15 protein-coding genes are annotated in these 21,070 nt (G+C 66.8%); all 15 read right to left on the reverse strand.

All coding sequences use genetic code 11. From position 1 onward, the window contains the following. Positions 1-1,629: 1,629 nt before the first annotated feature. Positions 1,630-2,091, reverse strand: a complete 462-nt coding sequence (locus CAG22_RS24950) for a hypothetical protein (RefSeq protein ID WP_085619128.1) — start codon at positions 2,089-2,091, stop codon at positions 1,630-1,632. Positions 2,092-2,122: 31 nt separating this feature from the next. After that, positions 2,123-2,563 carry a hypothetical protein gene (locus CAG22_RS24955; RefSeq protein ID WP_085706376.1) on the reverse strand — a complete coding sequence of 147 codons (441 nt, stop codon included), beginning with the start codon at positions 2,561-2,563 and terminating at the stop codon, positions 2,123-2,125. After that, positions 2,560-3,453 carry a hypothetical protein gene (locus CAG22_RS24960; protein WP_038408275.1) on the reverse strand — a complete coding sequence of 298 codons (894 nt, stop codon included), beginning with the start codon at positions 3,451-3,453 and terminating at the stop codon, positions 2,560-2,562. The genes CAG22_RS24955 and CAG22_RS24960 overlap by 4 nt, the downstream gene beginning before the upstream one ends. A gap of 125 nt (positions 3,454-3,578) precedes the next feature. Next, positions 3,579-4,484 carry a type VI secretion system-associated lipoprotein TagQ gene (tagQ, locus tag CAG22_RS24965; RefSeq protein WP_025340301.1) on the reverse strand — a complete coding sequence of 302 codons (906 nt, stop codon included), beginning with the start codon at positions 4,482-4,484 and terminating at the stop codon, positions 3,579-3,581. Positions 4,485-4,555: 71 nt separating this feature from the next. Continuing rightward, the gene (locus CAG22_RS24970) at positions 4,556-6,352 is read right to left on the reverse strand and encodes an SUMF1/EgtB/PvdO family nonheme iron enzyme (protein ID WP_085590736.1); all 1,797 of its coding nucleotides are present in this window, start codon (positions 6,350-6,352) and stop codon (positions 4,556-4,558) included. Then, on the reverse strand, positions 6,345-7,547 hold the full coding sequence (locus CAG22_RS24975) for an FtsX-like permease family protein (RefSeq protein ID WP_085706377.1): 1,203 nt from the start codon (positions 7,545-7,547) through the stop codon (positions 6,345-6,347). Before CAG22_RS24975 ends, CAG22_RS24970 begins: the two co-directional genes overlap by 8 nt. Continuing rightward, a complete protein-coding gene (locus CAG22_RS24980; protein ID WP_085692540.1) occupies positions 7,547-8,251 on the reverse strand; it encodes an ATP-binding cassette domain-containing protein in 705 nt (234 codons plus the stop codon). The genes CAG22_RS24975 and CAG22_RS24980 overlap by 1 nt, the downstream gene beginning before the upstream one ends. After that, positions 8,251-11,250, reverse strand: coding sequence for a serine/threonine-protein kinase (locus CAG22_RS24985; protein ID WP_305880076.1), 3,000 nt, complete (start codon positions 11,248-11,250; stop codon positions 8,251-8,253). The genes CAG22_RS24980 and CAG22_RS24985 overlap by 1 nt, the downstream gene beginning before the upstream one ends. A 14-nt stretch (positions 11,251-11,264) precedes the next feature. Beyond that, positions 11,265-11,984: a PP2C family serine/threonine-protein phosphatase gene (locus CAG22_RS24990; protein ID WP_085590745.1), complete on the reverse strand. Its 720-nt coding sequence runs from the start codon at positions 11,982-11,984 to the stop codon at positions 11,265-11,267. Next, entirely contained in the window at positions 11,981-12,637 is a 657-nt protein-coding gene (tagF, locus tag CAG22_RS24995; RefSeq protein WP_025340307.1) for a type VI secretion system-associated protein TagF, read from the reverse strand. The genes CAG22_RS24990 and tagF overlap by 4 nt, the downstream gene beginning before the upstream one ends. Beyond that, complete coding sequence (gene tssM, locus CAG22_RS25000) at positions 12,634-16,143, reverse strand: type VI secretion system membrane subunit TssM (protein WP_085590749.1); 3,510 nt, start codon at positions 16,141-16,143, stop codon at positions 12,634-12,636. Before tssM ends, tagF begins: the two co-directional genes overlap by 4 nt. Then, on the reverse strand, positions 16,140-17,447 hold the full coding sequence (locus CAG22_RS25005) for a DotU family type VI secretion system protein (protein ID WP_085692538.1): 1,308 nt from the start codon (positions 17,445-17,447) through the stop codon (positions 16,140-16,142). Before CAG22_RS25005 ends, tssM begins: the two co-directional genes overlap by 4 nt. A 6-nt stretch (positions 17,448-17,453) precedes the next feature. Next, entirely contained in the window at positions 17,454-18,788 is a 1,335-nt protein-coding gene (gene tssK, locus CAG22_RS25010) for a type VI secretion system baseplate subunit TssK (protein WP_085590753.1), read from the reverse strand. Positions 18,789-18,803: 15 nt separating this feature from the next. Continuing rightward, entirely contained in the window at positions 18,804-19,301 is a 498-nt protein-coding gene (gene tssJ / locus CAG22_RS25015; protein ID WP_025340311.1) for a type VI secretion system lipoprotein TssJ, read from the reverse strand. A gap of 39 nt (positions 19,302-19,340) precedes the next feature. Beyond that, entirely contained in the window at positions 19,341-20,693 is a 1,353-nt protein-coding gene (gene tagH / locus CAG22_RS25020) for a type VI secretion system-associated FHA domain protein TagH (RefSeq protein ID WP_085706378.1), read from the reverse strand. Between the last annotated feature and the right edge of the window lie 377 nt (positions 20,694-21,070).

Consider the following 21,070-nt stretch of genomic DNA (forward strand, 5'->3'; position numbering starts at 1 on the left):
GTGAAGGGGTGGGGCGAGTTCTCCCACGGTCTGTACTGCTGTGAACAGTCAGATTCGGCTTTTTCGTCCCACCACCCCTTCGAGTATCACCATACAAGCGGCTTTAGCCGCGAACACCGGCGCAGCCGGTGCCATGCACCGCGTCGCCTGCTTCGCGGGCTTGCCCACTCCCACAGGTACTGCGCTGGCTTCGGGCTCGCGCTGCACCTGTGGGAGCGGCCGTGGCCGCGAACACCGGCGCAGCCGGTGCCATACACCGCGTCGCCTGCTTCGCGGGCTTGCCCGCTCCCACAGGTACTGCGCTGGCTTCAGGTTAACGCTGTAACTGTAGGAGCGGCTTTAGCCGCGAACACCGGCGCAGCCGGTGCCATCCACCGCGTCGCCTGCTTCGCGGGCTCGCCCGCTCCCACAGGTACTGCGCTGGCTTCGGGATCACGCAGTACCTGTGGGAGCGGCCGTGGCCGCGAACACCGGCGCAGCCGGTGCCATACACCGCGTCGCCTGCTTCGCGGGCTTGCCCGCTCCCACAGGTACTGCGCTGGCTTCGGGATCACGCAGTACCTGTGGGAGCGGCCGTGGCCGCGAACACCGGCGCAGCCGGTGCCATGCACCGAGGCGCCTGCTTCGCGGGTGAACCCGCTCCCACAGGTACTGCGCGGGCTTCGGGATCACGCTGTACCTGTGGGAGCGGCCGTGGCCGCGAACACCGGCACAGCCGGTGCCATGCACCGAGGTGCCTGCTTCGCGGGCTTGCCCGCTCCCACAGGTACTGCGCGGGCTTCGGGATCACGCTGTACCTGTGGGAGCGGCCGTGGCCGCGAACACCGGCGCAGCCGGTGCCATGCACCGAGGTGCCTGCTTCGCGGGCTTGCCCGCTCCCACAGGTACTGCGCGGGCTTCGGGATCACGCTGTACCTGTGGGAGCGGCCGTGGCCGCGAACACCGGCGCAGCCGGTGCCATGCACCGAGGTGCCTGCTTCGCGGGCTTGCCCGCTCCCACAGGTACTGCGCGGGCTTCGGGATCACGCTGTACCTGTGGGAGCGGCCGTGGCCGCGAACACCGGCGCAGCCGGTGCCATACACCGAGGTGCCTGCTTCGCGGGCTTGCCCGCTCCCACAGGTACTGCGCGGGCTTCGGGATCACGCTGTACCTGTGGGAGCGGCCGTGGCCGCGAACACCGGCGCAGCCGGTGCCATGCACCGCGTCGCCTACTTCGCGGGCTTGCCCGCTCCCACAGGTACTGCGTTGGCTTCGGGATCACGCTGTACCTGTGGGAGCGGCCGTGGCCGCGAACACCGGCGCAGCCGGTGCCATGCACCGCGTCGCCCGCTTCCACAGGTACTGCGCTGGCTCGGGTTAACGCTGTACCTGTGGGAGCGGCTTTAGCCGCGAACACCGGCGCAGCCGGTGCCATGCACCGCGCCGCCTGCTTCGCGGGCTTGCCCGCTCCCACAGGTACTGCGCTGGCTTCGAGATCACGGAGTACCTGTGGGAGCGGCCGTGGCCGCGAACACCGGCGCAGCCGGTGCCATGCACCGCGTCGCCTGCTTCGCGGGCTTGCCCGCTCCCACAAATGCCGGTGACATCCACAGCTAGTTCATTTGCTTGCCTACAACACCACTGCCCTGCTACTTCCCCTCCCCAACCGGCTCCACCCGCTGCACCACGATCTGCATATGGCTCGCCATGTCGCTCAGTATCACCTCCCCTTCCTTGTACTCCGGGGTGATCATCAGCGAGCGGACAAAATGCTCGTTGCCACCTTCGCGCTTTTGCACGTTCTCGAACGCCACGATGATCGTGTCGTTGCGCCAGTTGCTGATGTCGAAACCGCCCGCAGCAACGAACTCACTAATGTCGCGCTCGTCGTTGAACACATTGGCAGGCAGGATCAGCAGGCGGTCCTTGAGAAACACCTGATAATACTGGCGAGGCCCCACCGGCCAGTTCTGCTCCACCACGTGCTCGATGCGCCAGTGATGGACGTTATTCTCATAGACCACGACACGCTCGACCTTATGGCCATTGCAAGCAACGAGCAAGGGCAATAGCAAACCACCGAGCCAGGTACGCTTTCGGCGCAGATTCATCCCGATCCCCTCGTTACATCAGAGAAAGGTGTCATTTAGAGGTTTTGGCCGCGCGACGGTTGAATTTACGGATGCCCCGATACTCCACCAGGCGCACGCGCATCTCGCGGTAACGCTGGCTGTTGATAATCAGCAGAGCCAGCAAACCGAACACCAGGACGGAAATGTACGCCCCCATGTGCGGGCGATAACCGTAGCTGGGCAATGCGGCGAGCAAGGCAACCACGAGGATGCCGATCACACCGCGCACGCCCCAGGCAAAGCCACGCACCATGGCGATATGCGAGGCGACGCTCAGTACACCGGCTGCCGCCAGCACCATCACCGAGAGTTCAGGGTCTGAGCTGCGCATATAGGTGGAAAACACCAGCGAGACGGTGCCGCCCAGCGCCATGCAGGAAAAGAAAAACTCGGCAATGAACACGCCGAAATAACGGGAAAGAAACGTTTGCAGCTCCTGGTCACGGGTCACTCGGTAATCTCCTCGTAAAGCCCAACGGCAACCGATTGCACGAAGCTACTGCTGCCAAAGCCCGACAAGCCGCCTATCGAGTCTTTGATCAAGGTACGCGTGGCATGCTGAATTTCGGTAGGGGTAAAACGTTTGATCGCAGTACCCGCCGCTTGCTTCAGCTTGAGCTGCTTGGCAGTGAGCGACGGATGCTTGATGAGCAGAAGCTCCTCGGCCAGCGCCTTGCGTTGCTGCCGCGACAGGCTATGGAACAGCTCCCTCCAGCCCTTGCCGGTAGCCGCTTTGCGAGCCTGCAGGAACCGCACGGTGTTCAGGCTCGATGCGCCCACACCTGCCAGCGCGACGCCGTCCAGTATGCTCATCACGGTCTGGACCGTGTCGTTACTGTCGAGCCAGTCGTTCTGCCCTGGGTCGAACACTTCGTTGAACACTCGGTACCCGCCCATCATGCACTGCCCGGTACCCGCAGCCGCGGCGGCATAACCGACCGCCGTCAACACCATGCTGGCGCCGCCAGTGAACGGTACGGCAATGGTGCCACTGAACATGACGACCCAACCAAGATAGGCCGAGAGGCAACCCAAACTGGCGTTCACGGCCTCTGCCATCACCTTGCGCTCACGCGCGCCGGTTTGCAGCTGGGTCATGAACTGTTCAGGTGACTTGTAAGGTGCTGCCTCCTGCAGAATCACACGCTTGGGCGCAATGCTGCAGATAGGCTTGAATTCGCGAAGCACGATCACGTTGTACTCGGCATCGATATAGACAACACCAGCACCCACGATACCCGGGTCGGCATCGATGGCCCTGAACAGCTTCTGCTGGTCGACGGTCAACAACAGCCGCTGACGCGCCATTTGCTGCCGGTAGCCGCCCAGGGCGCCGGACATCAGATCAGTCACGACAACTCTCCTTGATTCGAAAAGCCGCTGCGCCGGCCCACGCACGCCCCGTGCAGGTCAGGCGACCTGCCAGGGGCTGCACGTGCACCGGCGCGAGCGCAACGGAGCGTGGGTTACACGTTCGGGCAAGGCACCGGCGCCCAGTCACCCATGTCGGGGCTGCGGCACATCTTGTTGACCTGGTCGACGCCAGCATTGGCCACCTGCTGGGCCTCGGCTTTCTTGGTAGTGGCCTTCTGCAGGGTCTTCTCGGTGGCGACCGCCTCTTGCGGCACGTTCGTGTTCACCTTGACGGCCTGGGTCTTCTTCTTGCCAGTGGTGGTCTTTGGCGGCTCAGCCACGGTTGCCACATCGGTACGAGCCACACCAACCTGCTTGAGGTCCTGCTCGTAGGCCTGGGTGTAGTTGTCGAGGTTTTCCGCAACGCGGCCGTTGACGGTGGCCAGCAGCTTGTTCGACTCCTGCAGGCCCGAGACGATCTCGGCCAGGCGCTTGCGCCCTTCGGTGTCGTTGATGCGGTTGGCCTTGCGGCCGTCGATCAGGCTGGTGAACTCACGCTGGTAGCAGCTTTGCGAAGCCTTGGCATAGGCCGTGGTGCGGTCCAGGTCGGCAGCGCTCTTGTCGATGTCGGTGGCGTACGAGGCAATGCGCTGCTTGTCGTCACTGATCTGCTTCTGGCGCTCGGTGTAGTAACCGGCCGCACCGCCCACCAAGGCACCACCCGCCGCACCGATGGCAGCGTTACGGCCGCGGTTGTCACCGTCGACCAGGGCGCCGGTCAAGGCACCGCCGAGGGCCCCGATGACGGCGCCTGTGGCAACCGAGCGGGTCATGTCACCGTCGGTGGAGCGCAGGTGCTGCACGGGCTCGTAGCAGCTCGGGTAGTACTCGACCTTGGTCGTGGCACCAACCTTGGACACCGGAGAGCTGGAGCAGCCTGCCAGCAGAACAGTGCTGAAACCGGCGGCGAGCAGCAGGGCGGAACGGGCATGGGTAGCCGTGAAGATGGTCTTGAACATGTCACTTTCTCACGTGGGTGGTTAAAACGGGGGGCTTCATGCCACCCCGCGGTTGCGTCAGGCAGAAGCCACTACGAAGGCCGCGCGGCGGCCGATGCCAGGAGCTCCTTGAGGATCGTTGCCGGGTCGGCCCGCCGGTTCTGGCGGTACTCCCCAACATGGCGAACGAACAGGGTCGCGCGGCTTACCAGGCTCTTGCCCAGGACCGGCTTGCGGTTGAGTTCTTCCTTGACCCGCTGGAACTGCGCCTGGATCACCGCATCGGTGTAGCGCGTACCACTGGCCAGGTTGTCGATGTAGATCGCCACGGCGCCATCGAGGGCGGCGCGGCCGTTGGCGATGGCTGCGGCGTACATGCTCACGGTGGTCTGGTCGCCACGCGCCTTGGCCTCGGCCTGGGTGTTGCGCAGGTTGGTCAGGCGAATGTTGTAGTTGTTGATGGTCTCGGCCACCAGCGCGGCAGACTGGATCAGGTTGCCGGCAGCCTCTTCGCGCTGGCGGCCGATCAGCGAAACGCTGCGCTTGAGTTCTTCGTTGACCAGCCCCAGCTCGGCCTGCTGGCGCGGGTCGGCGGTGGCGGCGATGATGCTGTCCAGGCGCTTGGTCGGGTCCTGCACGGCATCAATATCGTCGGTCAGGCTGGCCAGGCGCCCTTCCTTTTGCCACTGCTCGAACAGTTCCTGGTAACGCGAACGGGGTGCCGACAAGGCGCCGATGGCCACCCGGAAGCCCGTGGTCTCGTTGCGCTGTTCGGTACCGTCAGCGCCGAACAGCGGGTACTCGCGGCGCATGCCGGTAAACAGCGTGCCCTCGCCTTCCAGGTAGTTGCCGCCCTTGACCACGAAGCCGCCATAGGCGCCTTGCAAGCGGCCGGCATGCACCAGCTGGAACGACTCCTGAACCATTTCGGCGGCATTGCCGATCACATCGAACAGCCCCAGCGGGTTCGGCAGCCGGGTACCGATCGGCATCAGGCGTGCGGCCTGCCCGGTGCCGCCAGCCACCTGGTTGAACACTGCCCAGTCGCCAAGCGGCCCGTCGCTGTCACTACCCTGGACCTTGCGCGGGAACAGCCGCCCTTCCAGTTCCTGGCGGCTTACCGCAGAGCCGCCACGGGCAGCGAATTCCCACTCCACTTCGGTGGGCAGGCGCACAAAACCGACCCCGCCGTCCTCAGCTTTGCTGCCCCGGCCACTGACCGGCAGCAGGTCACGGTGATGCTTGAGCAGCCAGGCACTGTAGACCGCGGCAAAGCGCTCGGCCTCGAAGCGCGACAGCTTGACCTTGGGCAGGCGCCCCGCCGCCGTGGTATCGGGCTGACAGGCCGGCGCCGCCTCGCCGCTGGCCAGCGACTGGGCCTGAGCCATCACCTGGGCATACTGCCGGGCGCTGACCTCGTACTTGCCGATGAAATACATCATCGGCTTGAGCGGGCCAGCCTGGTCGAGTACGGGCAGGTTGGGGGCGACAGCCTTCTGCCAGGCGGGCGAAAGGTCCTGGAGGCTGAACTGGCCATTGATGAAGTCACGCCGATAACCGGAAATGAACGACTGCTGGTAGCCGGCCTCGCCCTCGCTGAACGGGTAGCCGAGGTTGACCTCGCGGTCGTCCAGGCTACCCTGGGCCAGCACGTAGACGCTGCGCAGTACCAGTTCGCCGCCGCATGGCAGCGGCAGGCTGACGTCGCCCGGCAAGGGCTTGGGGTTGTCCAGCTTGCTGGTGTCGACCGGCTGTGCCGGGGTGCTGGCGGCAGCGGCGTTGGCCGGCTTGGCCGAATTGGCAGGCGGCTCGTCGGTACCCGGCGAACAGGCCGCCAGGCCCAGCGTGGTCAGAAGCAGGGCCGTAGCCCCGAGACGAAGTTCAGACATCACGGATTCCTTGACTGGCATCGATGCGCGCCACCCGCCAGCCACCCAGGGCAGCAGCGGCTGTGCTGGCCAGCAGCACCGCAGACAACGCAACGAAGTAATGCATGGGCAACAGATGGCTGGCGTATTCGCCTGGCACCTGCGTGAAGATCCGGTTGAGGCCCTGCTCGGCCAGCAGGTACAGGCCGCCGGCAACTGCGGCCGCCAGCACGCCGCTGTACAGCGCCTGCAACACCACGAACAGCAGCAGCGCGGCCGTGCCGAACCCCAGCAGGCGCAGCACCGCCAGCTCACGCTGCTTGCGCTGTACCGCCGCCACCGCGCCAGCGGCGATGGCTGCCACGGCACCGGCCACGGCCAGGCTGGTGATGATCCAGAACACCAGGTCAAGGTTGCGGCTCAGGGCCTGCACCTGGGCGATCTGCGCTGCCTGGGTCGATACCAGCCACTTGCGTTCGGCAAAGTAGGCGCGCAGCGTCTCGACATCAGCCAGCCCACGGGCATACAGGCGAAACGCCGGGTATATCCGCTGCGCATCATTGCCTGCGGCCTCCCCCGGCCAGCCCAGCGCCGGCACGCCGCGCCCGTCGCGGTAGTCCTCGACCGCTTCGAGCAGGGCCAGGGAAGCAAACAGGCCATCGCGCTCGAACGCCGCCAACGGCAGCACGGCAGCTACCTGCAGGCGCGTCTGGCGCCATTGCATCTGGCCGGCCTGCTGCCGGCTGAAGCTGGCCTGTAGCTCATCACCGGCAGCGGCACCGAGCTTCTCGGCAGCGGTAAAGCTCAGTACCACCTGCTGCAGGCCCTGCGGCGGCGGCACCTGTTGCAACAAGGGGTCACCGGCAGCGGTCGGCAGCATCTCGACGGTTACCGCACGCCCCTTGGCAGGCAGCAGCAGCTCTGCAGTGGCGGCGATCTGCCGGGTCCGCGCGATGGCGAAGGCGACGTCCGGTCGCTGCCCCAGGGCATCGATGAAATCGGCGCGGAAACGGCCACCGCCCAAGGGAATGATCTCGCGTACGCTCGGGTCGCGTTGCAGCCGCTCGGTCAGGCTGCCGACCAGGCCGAACTTGAGACCGAACAGCACCAGCAACGGCGCGATCACCGCGACCAGCGCCAGCACGCTGCACGCCGACAGCCGCGCATCGTTGCGGTAGTCCTGCCAGGCCAGGCCGGCGATCAGCCACGGGCGCATCAGACGGCCTGCGCCAAGGTGGCGGTGACGCCGCCGTCGGCATCGCGTCGGCAGGCCATGCGCAGCACGCTCAACCCGGCCCGGCGCGCCAGCGCTTCGTCATGGGTGGCGAGCACGCAGGTCACCTGGCGCGCCTGTGCTTCACGCAGCAGCAACTGCATGACCCGCTCGGCGCTCACCGGGTCCAGCGCTGCGGTAGGCTCGTCGGCCAGCAACAATGCCGGCGCATGCGCCAGGGCCCGGGCGCAGCTGACCCGCTGACGTTGCCCCAGCGACAACGCGGCAGGTTTCTTGGCCAGCTGGTCATGCACATCCAGCGCCTCGGCCAGGCGTTCGACGCTGCCATCCTCGCCCAGCCCCAACAGCTGCCGTGGCAGGCGGATATTGCCGCGCACATCGAGGAAACCGAGCAATCCGCCGGCCTGCAGCACATAGCCCAGCTGGCGGCTGCGCAGCGCCGCCAACTGGTCGAGGCGGCGCTGGCGCCACAGGCCAGCCACATCGGTGCCGGCGAAGACGAAGCCCTCGGCGGCATCCGGCGCCAGCACCAGCGCCAGCAGGTCGAGCAAGGTACTCTTGCCGCAGCCGCTGGGGCCGACCAGGGCCACCCGTGCCCCTGCCGCCAACTGCAGCCGGTCGATCTGCAGGCTGTAGCGCTGGGCACCCTGGCCGCGCGTCTTGTGCACCGCGTGCAGGCTGATCATCACGGCAGCGTCGACAGCGGAACACGGTACAGGGCATCGCCCGGCTCGGCCTTGCCGAAGCGCACCCAGTTGGCCATGTCGTTGTGGAAGGTTTCGTACAGGCGGATCTTCGAGTCCAGCTCGTCGATGAAATCCTCCTGTTCGGCCACCGACAGCGACAGCCACAGGTCCTCGGTCATGCTCAGGGACTTGCTGCGGTATGGCAGGCCTTCGAGGTATTCGCCCAGTACCCCGCCCTGGGCCAGGTTTGCGCCCTTGCGCAGGGCACCCGGATCGCGGCTCATGTAGGCACTCGCGCTGGCGATCTCGTTGAAGAAATCACCCGGTGAACTGCGGGTCTTGCGCGCGGCATCGACGATCAGCTTCAGCGACTGCTGCAGGTCATTGAGCTGCAGCTTGGTCAGCATCACGCACACCTGCAGGCTCGGCAACGCCGGGTTGGCCAGGTCATGGTCGGCGGCCCAGGCGCTGACCAGTTGCGGCGCCTGGCTGGCGCCGTTACGGCCGAGGAAGTCCATGTGCATGGCATAACCGATCGCCTGGGACTTCGCCGCCAGGCTCGCGCCCGAGCCCAACTGGGGCAACGGCTGCGGCTGCTGTTCACGCACCTGGTGCACCAGTTCGGCGAACGTCGAGCCGATCTCGCGCACGCGCTCGCCAAAGGCGCCCACATCGCCGCCCGGCACAGCCACGTACAGGTCACCGATCTGCGGGTTGCTGTCGGCGGTAAGCACGCGGTACTGGCTTTCGGCAGCGCCATGGTTTTTCGCACCGGCCGGGGTGCGCAGGTGCAGGGCGTAGATCCTGATCTGCTTGCTCAACGCAGCCTGGCGAACCTCGGCCTCGTTCATCTGTGTGCTGCTGTAGGGGTCGTTCTTGCGCAGGGCACCGGCATCGCTGACCAGCAGGACGATGCGCCCGCCATAGCCCGACCAGTCCATGCCCTCCACGGCCTGCATCACGCCGGCAAAGGCATCTTCGTTGAACGAATGGCTGGAGACGCTGGTGGCCTTGACCTGCGCGGCAGCCTTGAGGAAGCGCGCCGGGTCGCGGCCCTCCTCCAGGCTGACCAGGGTCTTGCTCAGGTAGTCCAGGCCCGGGGTGCGCTTGACGCTGTTGCGAAAGCCCACCAGGCCGAAGCTGACATTGCCCAGCTCGCCCCGTGCAGCCAGTTGCGCCTGCAGTTCGCTGACCACCTGGCGCACGCGGTCGATGTAGGGTTGCATCGACACCGACGTGTCGACCACCAGGACGATGCCGGTACGGAAGCGGTTGTCCGTTGCCACGGCCGCACCGGCAGCCGTGGCCGCCTGGCTGCGAACGCTGCTGCCGGGGTCGATGGAGGCGACGTTGAGCAACTGCACCGGCTGGCCGTCGGCGCCGAAGCTTTCGCGGTAGTCGAAGATCGGCATCAGGTAGAACTGGTTCTGCGGCACCGCGCTGGCGGCTGGCTCCAGGGCCAGCACCTGGGGCACCTGGTCGGGCTCGTTCTGCGCCTTGAGCAGGTCGGCGCGGGCCCTGCCGGTGTCGTCGAGCAGTTGCTGCAGGTCATCGGCCTGGCGCATGAACATCACCGGTGAACGGCCGGAACGCTCGGTAAACTTCAGCACCAGGCTTTGCTTCCAGTCGCTGGTTTGTGCCGCAGGCAACCAGCCGTCGCGCTGGCCGCTGCTGGAGGCGCCAACTTCCAGCCATGGCTGGCCGTCGATATCCTTGCGCTGGTACACGTACAGCACCGAGAACGCCGGCAGCGGTTCACCGGCGCTGTCACCGGGCCGTGCGCGCAGTTGCGCTTCGGGCTTGCTCAGCACGCGTTGGAACAGGGTTTTCTTGCCCGGCATCAACAAAGGCCGGCCGTCTTCGCTGGCCGCTGGCGGTGGAGCGGTTGGCGTCAGCGGTTCGCTCGCGGTTTGCGCCACGGGTGGCTGCACGTCCGGTTGGTCGCTGCCACTGCGCAACCAGAACAAGGTCGCGCCCAGGCCCAGCGCCGCGGCTATGGCCACGGCCAGCATGGCCTTGGCCGGCATGCCCGAGGCTGGTTTCGGCGGCGCAGCGGGCCTGGGCCGGGACGGCTCCTTGGCAGGCGCGGGTGAGGCGACCGGCTCGGCCGTGGCCTGCGGAATATCGATGGACATTGGCGTCAAGCCGCCAAGGTCTGCCTTGCCCGGCATCGCGACCGGCAACGGCCGGATCACTGTGCTGTCCTGGTCATCGGCAGGCAAGCGATCGAGTGCGGCCAGCAACGCGTCGGCATCGGCGAAGCGTTGATCAGGGTCCTTGGCCAGCAGCCCGCGCAGGATGTCCTGGTAGCGCCCGTGCTCGATGGGCAGCTCCGGTAGTGGCTCGGTCAGGTGGGCCAGTGCGGTCGACAACGCATCGGTGCCACGGTAGGGCAGCTCGCCGACAAGGATCTCGTACAGCACCACCCCAAGCGCATACAGGTCGGCGCGGCCGTCGATGTCCATGCCCCGCGCCTGCTCCGGGCTCATGTAGCTCGGGGTGCCGACGGCGAAGCCAGCCTGGGTGAACTGGGTGCGGTCATCCAGCGACTTGGCGATGCCAAAGTCCGAGAGCACCGCCGTGCCGTCGGCGCGGAACAGGATGTTGGCCGGTTTCACGTCGCGGTGCACCAACCCCTGGCCGTGGGCATAACCCAGCGCCTGGGCGATCTGCCGCACGTACAGCAAGCCCTGCTCGGGTGCAAGCCCGGCGGCGATGCGCTCCTTGAGGGTGCCGCTGGGCAGGTACTCCATGGCCATGTAGTACAGCTCGCCGACGTTGCCGATGTCATGGATGGTGGCGATGTGCGGGTGCGCCAGCCGCGCCAGGGTGCGCCCTTCGCGCAGGAAGCGCTCGCAGAAGGTAGGGTCGGCGGCAAGGCTCGCGGCCATCACCTTCAGCGCCACCTTGCGCTGCAGCGAGCGCTGGGTGGCCAGGTAGACGCTGGCCATGGCGCCCTGGCCAATCTCGCTGTCGATGTCGAATCCGGGAATCTGCATGTTCGGGGTGCTCTTCATTTCGCCTTCACCACCACGGCGGTGATGTTGTCAGGGGCGCCACGGGTCAGCCCCAGGTGTACCAGGCTGCGGACCACCTGATAGGGGTCGGCGTGGCCGAGCACGTCGGCGATCTCGTGGTCTTCGGCGGTCTTGTTCAAGCCGTCGCTGCACAGCAGGTAGGTGTCGCCCGGCTGTACCTGCACATCCACCGCCTGGAGTTCGAGCTGGTCCTCGACGCCGATGGCGCGGGTAACGATGTTGCCGCGCGGGTGTACGCGCGCTTCGGCCTCGTTGAGCAGGCCGCTGTCCTGCAGTTCCTGGACATAGCTGTGGTCATGCGACAGGCGCTCGATACGGCCATCGCGCAGCCGATACAGGCGGCTGTCACCAGCCCACAGGCCTACCGCCCGGTCGCCGCGTGCGGCCAGGACCACCACCGTGCTGCCCATCATCGCCACGCCCCGGCGCAAGGTCTCCTCGCGTACGGCGCTGTTGACCTGGGCCAAGGTGTCGCGCAGGGCCTGGGTGAAATCCTCCAACCCATCGATGAGCGGCAACTGGCGCAGGCTGTCCACGGCCAGGCTGCTCACATAGTCCCCGGCGGCATGCCCACCCATGCCGTCGGCAACGGCCCACAGGCCATCCCAGGTCAGCTCCAGGCAGGCGTCTTCGTTGATCTTGCGGACCATGCCTACATGGCTGTAGCTGGCCGCGCTGTAGTGCACGCGGCTCATGCTGGACTCGCCTCGCTGCCCAGCAGGAACGCGGCGAACTGCTCGCTGCGCGGCAGGCCCTGGCTACGCAGCAGGCCAGGTGCGATCCGCTCGCTGCCCAGGCCCCACCACAGGCTCATGCCTTCGCAGGCACATTCGGCCAGGGCCAACGCCCTGCCCTGCGGCGTGCTGCCGTCGAGCCGCTGCAACCCGCCCACGGCTAGACGTGGCCCCTGCAGCAGCGGCCGGGGTTGGTCGAAAGGCTGCAAGGCTGCCTCGAAATGCTCGAAAGCCGCATCCGCTTCAAGCGTGCCCAGCAACGCCGCCTCGACACCTTCGAACCACTCATCGGCCCCACCAACGATGCCTGCGATCGCCACCCCGGGCTCCAGCACCTGCGCCACGCTCAGCGGAAAATACCGCCCCACCCGGTCGATGCTCGGCATCAGCACGCCGACCACCGCGTCCGGGCCACACACCCCAGGCGCCAGGGCAAAGCGCCACAACGGGCTGACCAGGTAGGCCTGCAGCCAGGCCTCGCCAAGCGCCTGCTGGCTGGCCTGGATACCGGCGGCCAGCCACTGGTCCCAGGGCTGGATGAAGGTCTGCGGCAGGCCACGGCTGACGAAGTCGCCGCGACAGGCCAGTTTTCCGTAGAAACCCACGTCGTTCACAGATGCTCCGGCAGGCTGAAACCGCTGACCACTCGGCTGCGGAACGGGTTGAAGGCGCTGCTGGCACGCAGCTCGTACGACACGCTGGCGCCATCCACGCGCAAACGCAGGTTGAAACGTTCCGGCGAGCTGCCAGCCACCAGGTCGGCCTGGTCGAGCAGGCGGAACCACGCCCATGGGCCTTCCACGGTCAGCCCCGAACGGCCGCTGGCCGATGGCGGCGCGATCGACAGGCGAACCACGCCGATGCTGTTCGGGTTGGGCCACTGCAACGCCACCGGGCGGCTCGGGCCGTGGTCGTAGCTGACTTGCTGGCCGTCGAGATCAAGCAGGAACTGGGTGATGCTCGCGTCCATCGCCACCGGCTTGAGCTCGAAACGCACGCTTGGCTGCAGGCCGTTACCGCTGCGGAAGAACGCATCGCGGATGGTCGCCGCGCGCTGGAAGGTGTACAGCACATTGCCGCTGATCCCGAGCTTCTGCGCAGCGCCCGGCTGCCAGCTCCAGGGCGTGCTGGAAGTATTGACGTAGGGCTGCAGGTACTTGCGGAAGTAGTTGTCCATCACCCCACCGACCCCGAAGAACTGGCCGAAGTCTTCCAGGGTGGCGTCGCGCGAACTGCCAGCCACCAGCGGGTAGCGGCCGCTGAGCGACTGCCGGTAGACATTCAGCACTTCGCTGGCCCAGGCGGCATTGAGCTGGTTGCGCACCCCGCCCATGACGATGCCATGGGTCGAGCCGAGTACCGAACTGACCAGGTTCTGCACCACCCTGGGCTGGCGCGCCGCGCCCAGGGCTACCCGTTGCGCCGCAGCCTGGGCCTGGTTCTTGGCCTCGCCGAGCAAGGCGTCGCCGCTGGCACCGACCATGGCGCTGACCTGCACGTAGAGCGCATTGAGGTCGGTGAGCAAGCCGTCGATGGCGGCGGGCTGGCCTTCACCGCTGCCGACCAGCGTGGCCAGCTCGGCGAAGTGCGCGGTCACCGGGTCCTGCGTGCGGGCCGCGGGGCTGTCGACGGGCAGCGGCGCGTCGCCGAGCAGCCCGCCAAGGCGCTGGCGCAGCTGGTCGACACCGGCCTGCTCGGCCTTGTCCTGGACCTTGTCGAGCGTGGTCGGCTGCGCCAGGTTGGTTTCACGGGCCACCGCCTGCAGCAGCTGCTTCATCGGCGAGGTCGGCCCGGACAGCACCCGCAGCACGTCGGCGGCTTGGCCAACGCTGGTGACAGGCACGACGTCCAGGTCGTCGAGCAGGGCATCCCAGTGGCGGATGTAATCCTGGTAGTAGAGTTGCTGCACATCGTCGGCCAGGCGTTTGGCATCGCCCGCTTCGCCCGGCGCGCGGCCCAGTACCCAGCGTTCTTCGGCCAGCGTGGTGCTCTGCGCCAGGCTGGCGACGAGAAATGCCTGGCGGTAGCCCTGCACGGTGAACAGCCCCGGCAGCGGCTCGCTCAACGGCTTGCCGCTCTTGAAGCGAAACACCAGGGCGGCATCACGCCCGGCAGCGTCGCTGACGCGGAAGTCTTCGACCCCGCCTGGCAGCTTCTGGCGCTTGACCCGGTCGTAAACACGCTGGGCCACCGGCAACTGCTGCAGCTGGCGACGGGTGTCGTCGATCAGGCGCTGGTCCAGGCGTGCGTTCGGCGGACGTTTCTCGAACAGCGCCGCCAGGTGCTGCCCCAGGGCTTGGCGCAGGTCGGGCGCAAGGTCGCGGGGTAACTGGCGCTCCCAGTCGAGGGTGATCCAGGCCTTGATGAAGTCTGGGTCGTAGTGCTCGGCATCGGCCAGCATCAGGTAGGCCTTGAGCCCTTCGTAGAGGTAATCGGATGGCCCCCCGGCATACAGCTGTTCCTCGATGCGGGTGACCAGGCGCGGGGCGAAAATGGCGATCAGCAGCTTGCGGTACAGGCTCTGCGATTCGCTTTCGAGCATGTCGCCCTGGTACAGGCCCAGGCCCTCAGCCCAGCTGGGAGGGTCGTCCGCCAGGTGGCGGACGGCGTTGAGCAGCGGCAGCACGTCGACCACGTTGCGCTGCGCAGGGCTCAGGCCTTGCACGCTTTTGCCCAGTGGCTGAAGGCGGCTGTCGACTTCGGCGATGTATTGCTGGTTGGCCCGGTAACTGAGGGCCCACAAGGTCCCGACCAGCAGCACCAACGCCACGCTCACGGCCAGCGCACCACGGGCGATCCACCGGCGCCGCCGCTCCACCTTGGGGTTGCTGCCAACCAGGCCGCGCTCGGCGAAGGCCACGGCAGTGAACAACCGCTCGATGAAATAGCTGCGCCCGCTACCGCTCTGGCGTGCCAGGTGCGCACGATCCAGGCCCATGCTCTGGGCCATGCTGCCGATCAGCCGGTCGATGGGGCTGCCTTCCTGGGTGCCGCTGGTGAAGTACACACCACGCAGTAACGCCCGTGCCTCGAAGGCGTTGGGCTTGAAGATGCCGTCGAGGAAGGCCTTGAGGTTGCCACGCAGGGCGGCGAACTGTTGCACGAAGCCATAGACAAGGTCGCGTCGGGCCGGGTCGCGTTCCTGTTGCAGGCGCTCGACCAGGCGCTCGCCGAGCCGCCGTTCGAGCAATGCGAACTCGTTGTCGAACTGCGCCAACGGGCCGTCAGCGCCCTGCTCGAGAGTATCCAGCGGGAAGGTCATGCCCCACACCTGGGCGCGTTCGTCCTTGCCCAGGTTGTCGAAGAACTCCATGAAGCCCGGCACCAGGTCGAGCTTGGTCAGCATCAGGTAAACCGGGAAGCGCACGCCCAGCTGACTGTACAGCTCCTGGATGCGCGCGCGGATCGCCGCGGCGTGGGCGGCGCGCTCGGCGTCGCTGCCCAGCAGCAGGTCGGACAGGCTGATGGCGATGAATGCACCGTCGATGGGGCGGCGCGAGCGCTGGGTCTTGAGCAGGTCGAGAAAGCCCAGCCAGGCCGCCTTGTCGACCTGGGCGTGGCTGTCCTGGGTGGTGTAGCGGCCGGCAGTGTCGAGCAGCACCGCCTGGTCGGTGAACCACCAGTCGCAGTTGCGCGTGCCGCCCACACCGCGGATGGCGCCCTCGCCCAGTTGCGCGGCCAGCGGGAAGTGCAGGCCGGAGTTGACCAGCGCGGTGGTCTTGCCCGAGCCGGGCGGGCCGATGATCACGTACCACGGCAGCTCGTAAAGGTTGCGACGCTCGTCACCGCCCAGACGGGCCTTCTTCAACAGGGCCAAGGCCTCGTCCATGCGCTGGCGCAGCGCCGCCAGCTCTTCGGTGGTGGCCACGCTGGCAGGGTCCGGGGCGGTTTCTGCGGCCAGGCTCTGCATGACCTTGGCCGCCTGCCGGCGCGCCTGCACGATGCGCCAGGCGCGGTAGCCGCCCCACAGGGCGAACAGCAGGACGATCAGCAGCCAGCGTGGCGTGGGCGACGCCAGCATGTCCAGCAACGGCCCGACGAACCAGATGATCAGGCTCAGGGCGATCAGGCCCAGCAGCGGGATCACCCAGCGAATGACAAAACTGAAAAACGCCTTCACTCGACGCCCTCCGCCAGAACGGTGATTTCAACCCGGCGATTCTTCGCCCGGCCCTGCGCGGTGTCGTTCGACGCCAGGGGCTCGGTGTCGCTCAGCCCTTGGGCGCTGAAGCGCTCGGGTTGCCCGGTGCGCGCGGCGAGGATGCCCTTGACCTCTTCGGCGCGCGCTTGCGACAACGCCCAGTTGGACGGGAAGCGCAACGTCGCGATGCGCTGGTTGTCGCTGTGCCCGGTGACCCGGACATTGCCCTTGACCTTGGCCACTGCCTCGGCGATGCGCAGCATCAGCGGCTGGAAATCGCCCTTGATGCTGGCGCTGGCGCTGGCGAACAGCTCGTCACCGCGAATGGTCACCACCGAGCGGTCGACCGCGTCTTCGACGGAAACCCGGCCGGCCTTGATGTCATCGGCGAGGAACCCGGCCAGGCGCGGGCGCTCCACTGGCTTGGGCTGCAGCACCGGGCGGTCCATGGCTTGTACCGGGATTTCGCCCAGCGCGTGGATACCCCGGAACACCGGCTCGGCATCGGCGGCCAGCTTCAGGCGCAGGCCGAACAACAGCAGCAACAGCAATGCCGCGGCCACCGCCAGGCCCACCCATGGCGGCACGAACTGGGCCAGGCGGTCACGGCTGACAGCCACCCCACGCCAGTGTGGCGAGAGTTCGCGCTCACGTTCGCCACGGGCACTGCGAATTGCCGCAGCGGTACGCTCGCGCAGTGCTTCGAGCTGGGCGCGGCCATCGTTCATGACCCGGTAGCGGCCCTCGAAGCCGAGGCTGGTGCACAGGTACAACAGCTCCAGCAGGTTGAGGCGTTCGCGCGGGCTCTGCAGGCAATGCTCCATCAGCTGGAACACCTTCTCACCGCCCCAGGCCTCGTTGTGCACCGTGATCAGCAAGCTCTGGCGGCTCCAGTCGCTGGCACTGCCCCACGGCGTGCTGAGCACCGCCTCGTCCAGCGCGGTGCACAGCGCATAGCGCGCCAGCAGCACCTCGTTGCGCACCACCCCGGCGGCTTCGGCACGGGTCTCGAACTGGCGCAGATAGGCCAGCAACTGCGCCCGCAGGCTGGCCGGCGCCGAATGAGCGATGGTGTTGCGCAGGCGGGTAAGCAAGGCCAGCAACGGCCCGGCCGCCTGCTCGAGCGGGTTGACACCCACGCCCTGGCCAGGCGCCAGGGGCTCGGCCGGTACCTGCAACGGCGGCGGCTGCGGCGCTGGCGCGGTGGGTTGCGGGGCAGCGCGGCCACCGGGGCGCGGCATGAACTGGGTACGGTCGTTGGCCTGCGGATCTTCCGGGTGCATCGCGGGTTATCCTCGAATGGCCCAGAAGGCCAGGCTCAGGCCGGGGAACTCGCCGGCGACGTAGAAGGCAAAGCCACCGGAGTGTTGCAACTGCTTCCAGTGCTCGCTGCCCCGGTCGAGCTCGAAGTAGGTGGAGCCGGCATGGAACGGGATCTGCCGGGGCGCCACCGGCAACGGCAGCAGGCCGATGCCCGGCAGTTGCAGGTTGACCAGGTCGCGGATGTGCTCCACCGAGCCGATCTTGCTCTGTTGGCCAAAGCGGCTACGCAGCGTCTCGCTGGGCACATCGGCACGCACCACCAGGACGAAACTGGCGCTGTCGAGCAGGCTGCGGTCGGCAAGCATGCCAACGTGGATGCCGTAGGCCTTCTCGACGATGGGAATGGCCACCGCCTTGCTGTCGATCAGCGTTGACAAGGCCTCGCGCAAGGCGGCCATCACTGGCGCGAAGGTCGCCGCCAGGTCGTCGTGCTGATACACCGGGAAGCTGTGCGGGCGGCGGCCATCGCGGGTGAAGGTGGCGAACTCGCCAGCCAGGGCCACCAGCTCGCTGTACAGCCGCTCGGGGTGCAGCGGGCTCAGCTGGTTGAGGTGTTCGACCAGCGGCTGGGCGCGGTTGACCAGTTGCAGCAGCATGAAGTCGGCAATCTCCGACGCCCCGCCATTGGCCGAGGCGACCACCCTGCCCGCCAGCGCTTCGCCACGCTGGTGCAGCAGGCCCAGCAGCTCGCCGCAGAAGCCGAACAGTTGTTGGCTGGCCGCCACGTCGAGTACCGGCGGGATGTAGCTGTCATCCACCACCAGTGCGCGGTCGGCGCGCTTTTCGCGGATGCGCAGCATGCCAAGGGCGGCGTAGTCGCTCAGGCCGTCCTCGCTGCGCAGCAGGCGCAGGGCGCGGCTGCCGAGGGCCAGCGGGGCACGGTTTTCGAACGGCGCGTTGTCGTCGCGCACCTCGCTGACACGGCTGACATAGCGGGCACCAGCGACGGCTTCGCCCTCGTCGACGGTGTCGCGGGCCCCCGCCCGCTTGAGTGGCAGCCCCAGGTGGACAACGCCATCGCGCAGATCGTCGGGCACTTCCAGCGGCGCAGGTGGCAGGTCGTCGCGGGGGATGTCGAACGGCGTGCCGTCGGGCAGCAAGCCGCGGGCGCTGAGAATCGCCACCTTGCCCTGGGCAAGCAGGCCCTGGTCGAGCAGCAGCTCGGAGAAACCCCACGCGGCCACGCTCAGCGGCCGGTTGCGGGCGTCGACGAGGTGTTCGAGGTAGCGATCATGCTGTTGGAAATGCTGGGTCGTGATGAACATGCCTTCCGACCACACCACGCGATTGTTCCAGGACATGGGGACTCCGATTGCCTAGCGGGCAGGTTCAGGTTGTGGGGTGGCCACGGCGCTGCGCACGGCACGCACATCGAGGCTGATCTGATAGTCCCGCGGCGGCACCGGCAGCACGCTGCGCCACTGGGCCTGGTCGATCTCGCGGTAACCGACCACCAGGCCGATGTGGCGAGTGGCAGGGTCGAGCGGACGTTCCAGGCGCAACTGGCCGCCGGGCTGCAACAGCACTTCGTCCTGGTCGATCAGGTCGGCGCCGAGGGTGGCCTGGGCGCGCTCGGCCAGGGCGAAGTAGTCGGCGCGGGCAAATGCGGCGCTGTTCTTCAGCTCGTACAGGCGCACCCGTACCGGCGCAGGCGTGCCGCCAGGGCCCGGGTTCAGCCCCTCGGCGGCACTGAAATACAGGGTCACGGCTGCGCTGTCCGGTGCACTGTCGGCAGCAGGGGCAACCGGCGTGTCCTTGCTGCAGGCAGCCAGCAGCACCAGGCTCAGGGCTGCGACCAGTCGTATTGCTTTCATCCTTGTCCTCTTGACGTACCGTGGTCTTCCTGGGTGCGCTCAACTACGTTGCAAACGGCTGCTGTGGGCCTCGTAGGCGCGGCTGAATTCGCGGCCGAACAGTTCCTGGAAATCGTCTTCGGCTTCACGGGAGATCTGCCCGTAAAGCTCAGTGAACTGCTGCCAGCAGTGGGCCTGGCGCGAGCCACCGAACAACTTGGCCAGCCCCGCCGCAGGTGCCAGGCGCTGCTCCAGGCGCGCCGGCTGGAAACACGCGAGCAGGTGCTTGATTGCGGCCTGCACGCCCGCCATCACCGCCAGCTGGTGGGCGCGCACATCATCGAAGCTTTCGCGCACGGCCTGGTCCGGCGCCATGAACGCCTGGTTACCGTGACGCAGCAACAGCAGCAACGCCTCGTCGGCATTGGGGGCGAACTTCAGCGGGTTGTTCTGCACCGGGGCGATGGTGGTCTGCTGCATGCGGAACTCGCCCTTCAGGCTGCTGCGTGCACGCAACACGTCGATCAGGCCCTCCACCATCAAGCGGTAGCTCTGGCCGATGGCCTCCATTTGCGCGGCGGCGTCGGCGGCGTCGATGCGCAGGTGCTCGATACCGGCGCCGCGCAGGAACGCCTGCAGCAACGCATCGCTGCTTGCAGCTGGCGCAGGTGCGGCGACTGGTTCGCTTGCAGCAGGCTGTGCAGGCACTGCAGGAACGGCTGGCGCAGGCGGCGCAGTCGGGGTCGGGGTCGGAGCCGGTGCCGGTGCCGAGCCGAACAGGTTCCAGTCTTCCGGGATCATCCCCGGCGCAGCCGGTTCGGCGGCCGGGGCAGGCGCCACCACCGGGGTTGGCGGGCGGAAGTCGTGCTGCTGAGCCGGCACATGGTCGGGCTGGCTGACCGGCGGCACGCTCGAGGGGCCGAGGAAGTCGAACAGGTCAGGCAGCGTGTCGTGGTTCGACGCACCTTGCAGGAACGCAGCCGGCGCACCGGAAATCGGCGGGGCGGGAACGGCCGGGGCCGCCACCTGGTTGGCCATCAGCGCCTCGAAACTGTGTACCTGGGGTTCGCCCTCCAGGGCGCCAGGCAGGTTCGCGTCGATGCGCGCCTGTATCTCGTATTCCCCAATACGGATAACTTCGCCATCCAGCAACTGCTCACTGTTACCGCGACGCAAGCGAATACCGGCACGAACTAATTCCACACCGTTCGTACTGTCATCGGTCAAAAAATATCGCCCTTCCTTGAACTGGATCACACAATGCCGGGCCGATACCAACCGCTCGGGGTCAGGAAGTACCCAGTCATTGTCCGCCGCACGGCCAAGCGTGATGGCACCGGTTTCCAGCCGCATCTCCGGGCATTGCCCGGGAGTAATCTTGTGGTAACTAGTGATAGTTAGGCAAAGTGCCATCACGCCTCCATGCATCCATTTAAAACATCGATCCATCCATTTGAGTTGTTTCCCCACAACCACTCAAATACAGCTGTACCCCTTGATTTACGGGGGCTTCGTGCACACAACCGACCGTACGACGGCTATTCAACGCTAATGCCGAGGCTAACCGAATGGAATCGGACGAGTGGTGCTCGGTAACTGCCAACGAATTCACAGCTGACACTCGGGGGCGCGTAGCTTACCTTGACACTCGCGAATAAATAAACCATAAATGCGCAACTTCGAAGTGCCAAAATAATATCACCATGATATCACCCCGGCACTCTTTGGAAAGTTTGTGCGCCAGTTCACACTTGCAACTTCGCACAACAACACGCCCTCACCAAGGGCCG

This window comes from Pseudomonas sp. B8(2017) (assembly GCF_002113575.1).
GTDB classification, from domain to species: Bacteria; Pseudomonadota; Gammaproteobacteria; order Pseudomonadales; family Pseudomonadaceae; genus Aquipseudomonas; species Aquipseudomonas putida_Z.